This is a genomic window from Eubacterium ramulus, assembly GCF_003122485.1.
Classification (GTDB): domain Bacteria; phylum Bacillota; class Clostridia; order Lachnospirales; family Lachnospiraceae; genus Eubacterium_I; species Eubacterium_I ramulus_A.
On the sequence record NZ_JRFU01000245.1, the window covers coordinates 1 to 3,852 of the forward strand.

General features: G+C 42.0%; 4 protein-coding genes and 2 pseudogenes. All 6 read left to right on the forward strand.

The window, feature by feature from the left end; genetic code table 11:
* Positions 1-102: 102 nt before the first annotated feature.
* Positions 103-825, forward strand: a pseudogene (locus tag LG34_RS16205) (DUF3990 domain-containing protein); the annotation flags it as partial.
* Positions 826-944: 119 nt separating this feature from the next.
* Complete coding sequence (locus LG34_RS16210) at positions 945-1,292, forward strand: hypothetical protein (RefSeq protein ID WP_146190250.1); 348 nt, start codon at positions 945-947, stop codon at positions 1,290-1,292.
* Entirely contained in the window at positions 1,268-1,399 is a 132-nt protein-coding gene (locus tag LG34_RS17275; RefSeq protein ID WP_278286501.1) for a hypothetical protein, read from the forward strand. Before LG34_RS16210 ends, LG34_RS17275 begins: the two co-directional genes overlap by 25 nt.
* A gap of 26 nt (positions 1,400-1,425) precedes the next feature.
* Complete coding sequence (locus LG34_RS16215) at positions 1,426-2,934, forward strand: DNA methylase (RefSeq protein ID WP_109217000.1); 1,509 nt, start codon at positions 1,426-1,428, stop codon at positions 2,932-2,934.
* A complete protein-coding gene (locus LG34_RS16220; RefSeq protein WP_242979936.1) occupies positions 2,931-3,425 on the forward strand; it encodes a hypothetical protein in 495 nt (164 codons plus the stop codon). Before LG34_RS16215 ends, LG34_RS16220 begins: the two co-directional genes overlap by 4 nt.
* 310 nt (positions 3,426-3,735) lie before the next feature.
* A pseudogene (locus LG34_RS17215) lies at positions 3,736-3,852 on the forward strand (transposase); the annotation flags it as partial.

Here is a 3,852-nt window from a genome sequence, read left to right on the forward strand (position 1 = left end):
ATTACTCACCACTTGCAGAAGTGGGAGTCTTCTCGACTGAGATAAAATAGATTTTTTGCGATGTTATTGTACTTATTTTAATACAAAAAAATGATGTTTGTAAAGATAGTTTCTGATATGGATACGGAAGTCGGAGAAATCGGCGGTAAACTTTCCGGTGGCGAACGCCAGAGAATTGCCATTGCAAGAACGATCATGAAAAATCCGGATGTATTATATGGAAAGAAGAATAACGATTACGGACAGGGCTTTTACTGCTCAGAATCTGCGGAACTTGCCAGGGAATGGGCTTGTCCTCGGGAAAAAGATGGTATTTTGAACCGTTATTGTCTGGAGATGGATGGAATGCGTGTGTTTCATTTAAAAGGAGAAATGGAGGAAGCACTGCTAATCTGGATCAGTGTGTTGTTGTCGAACAGAAAATTGAATCTGGATACAGAGGAAGCCAGAACAGGTGCTCATTTTTTACAGAGCCGCTATCTGATGAGCCTGGAGACTGCGGATCTGGTGATCGGATATCGTGCAGATGATTCTTATTTCTCCTTTGTGAAGGATTTTTTGAATAATAGGATTTCGCTGGCGCAGTTACAGCAGGCACTGAAGCTGGGAACCGTGGGAGAACAGATTGTGATCAAAAGCCAGCGGGCAGCTTTCGCCCTGGAATTTCAGGGATATGAGGTTGTAGATTGGAAAGAATATTATATGAAGCGGCTGCAGCGGGATCAAGCATTGCGGAATATGTATCAGGAACTGCGGCAGAAGCCGGATGTTTCAGGAAGATATATGAGGGACATTGTGCGTGAGCGAAATAATAGCGGAAAATAAAGGATTGAGAAAATTTTAGTATTGGTTGTTAATGATATTGTGATAGAAGTAGGAACAGCAATTCAGATAAAAGGAATTACTGTGTTTGATCTGGGAAAAATATGGGAGGAAAAGAAAACGTGAGAGAACAGAATGCTTATAGCGAACTGTATATAGAAGACGCTATGTGCAATATGGCAAATCTGGTGGATTATGTAGTAAATGATCTGCATCGGGATCCGGATGAGTTTTTCAAGCTGTTTGAAGCCAGTGGCATTGCCCGGGAGTTCAGTCATGGAAATCCAAAGTATGTGTCGGCTATACCGGAAAGCATTTTTTATTTGAGATGTATAAATAAGAGATACAGTTTGAGTGAAAAAGTATCAAAAAACATGTTTTATAAGAGGAAAAACGGATATCAACCAGGTGTAGAGTGCAAAAAAGAAGCCAATATGATATATTTATGGCAGTCAAAAAAGCAAATTTGATTTTTTTACTTATAGCAGTTTGTCTGTTTGTGTTTGCTGCCGTTGTAGCAAACATTCATCGGGAAGAATGGCAGGAAGAGAAAGAAGCAGAAAACAGAAATGAATAAAGGACGGTGCATGTATGACTTCTGAAATGGATCGTGGTCATATTTATTTGGCAATTGACCTGAAATCGTTTTATGCTTCCGTGGAATGTCGGGAGCGTGGGTTAAATCCAATGACAACCAATTTAGTAGTGGCAGATAAGAGCCGGACAGAGAAAACCATCTGTCTGGCTGTTTCGCCTTCTCTGAAAAAATATGAAATCCCGGGGAGAGCCCGGTTATTTGAGGTTGTGCAGCGTGTGCGGGAAATCAATGCGGGACGAAAACGCCGGGCAACGGGGCATCGTTTTATCGGTCAGTCCTGGGATGACGGTCAATTACAGAAAAATCCAGATTTGGCGTTGGATTATCTGGTGGCACCGCCGCGCATGGCTTTATATATGGAATACAGCACAAGGATCTACCAGATTTATATGCAGTATATTGCGCCGGAAGATATGCATGTCTATTCCATTGACGAGGTGTTTTTTGATATTACCCATTATCTGCATGTATACAAAAAGACACCGCGGGAGCTGGCAGCAGAAATGATTCAGAGTGTGTACGAACAGACTGGGATTACAGCGACGGCGGGAATCGGAACGAATCTGTATCTGTGTAAGATTGCTATGGATATTGGCGCAAAGCATACCGAACCGGATGCAAATGGTGTGCGAATCGCAGAACTGGACGAGCAGTCTTATCGGAATCAGTTGTGGAATCATCGCCCTCTGACGGATTTCTGGCGCGTGGGAAGAGGATATGCGAAAAAGCTGGAAGCAGCAGGACTGTATACAATGGGCGATATTGCCAAGTGTTCCGTTGGCGCATTCACAGATATTTATAATGAAGATTTTTTGTATCAGATGTTTGGAATTAATGCGGAGCTTTTGATCGATCATGCATGGGGATATGAGCCTTGCACCATGGAAGACATTAAAAAGTATCAGCCGGAAAATAATAGTCTTGGTTCCGGACAGGTATTGGCGTGTTCTTATAATGCAGCAAAAGCGAAAGTGGTTGTGACAGAAATGGCAGATGCGCTGGCTTTAGATTTATTGGATAAACGTCTGGTGACAGATCAGCTTGTATTGACGGTAGGATATGACCGGGAGAATCTGGCAAACTACCGGGGAGAATTGATGATGGATCGATATGGAAGGGCTATTCCAAAGCATGCACATGGAACCATTAATCTCAAACAGCAGACATCTTCTTCCAAACAGATGACAGAGGCTGTGTTGGAACTGTATGATCGGATCGTAAATCCAAAACTGATGGTGCGCAGATTAAATCTGGTGGCAAATCATGTGGTCAGCGAGCAACTGGCACAGCAGAAAGTGACTTTTGAGCAGATGGATCTTTTTACTGATTACAAAGCAGTTCAGAAACAGCAGGAAGAGGAGCAGCGTGAGCTGAACCGGGAGAAAAAGATGCAGCAGGCGATGCTGGATATCAAGAAAAAGTTTGGAAAAAATGCTATCCTGAAGGGCATTAATATGGAAGAAGGAGCCACCGGACAGGAACGGAATAAGCAGATCGGAGGGCATAAGGCGTGACAGATCAGTATTTGGATGGAAGCAGACAGGAAAATGGGAACGAAATAAACCTTTGTAAAAATCAGAATATAAAATTTGATCCGTATGCAGACATTCGTTATTTATCACATCATGAATCAAAAACACATCCACGAATGCCGCGGGCAAATCGTGCAGCTCAGTTTATGCCTTTTTCGGCATTAAGTGGATATGAAGAGGCGGTGCAGGAAACCGCCCGTCAGACAGAACAGTTCCGGGAACTGGATGAGGACAGCAGACGCCGATTGGATGAAACGCTGCAGGTCATTCAGCAGAACCTTGGAAAACATCTGGAAGTACCTGTTATAATTACCTGCTTTGTACCGGATAAATTCAAAGATGGTGGCAGTTATCAGGAATATTCCGGTTTAGTGAAACGTGTGGATGCGTATCGCAGACGGATTTTATTGTTAGATGGCACAGCGCTTCCGATTGATCATATTACTGATATTCAGATGAGAGAAAGAGAATAACGAATCATTGACGGACGGATTGGAACGAAGATAATATCCTTACATTGACTGTAAGTGTTTTTCGCAGATTTCCTGTGCTATAGTTTTAGTCAGAGAGAAAGAAAACGTTTCGCGGACGAATTTTCAATCAGAACAAATAGGAGGAAATCTGATGGAACCGATTTTAACAAATTATAGCAAGAATTCTCCTTCCTCTACAGGTGGGAGATGAATTGCAAAAATAAATATAAAAAGCAAAACAGAACACTTGTTCCGCAATGAGAAATATGGTATAATACAATCAGTCGAAAAGCCAGAAGGGACTGATTGTATGGATAAAATGGATCATAATGCACATTCAGTATATCTGATGTATTATCATTTGATCATGGTTGTAAAATAGTAGAAGAAAAGTAATAGATGATCCAATTTCAGAACGGGCAAAAGA

Coding starts and splice junctions, on each gene's coding strand:
- LG34_RS17275 (WP_278286501.1), top strand. CDS start 1,268: ATGGCAGTCAAAAAAGCAAATTTGATTTTTTTACTTATAGCAGTTTGT.
- LG34_RS16215 (WP_109217000.1), top strand. CDS start 1,426: ATGGATCGTGGTCATATTTATTTGGCAATTGACCTGAAATCGTTTTAT.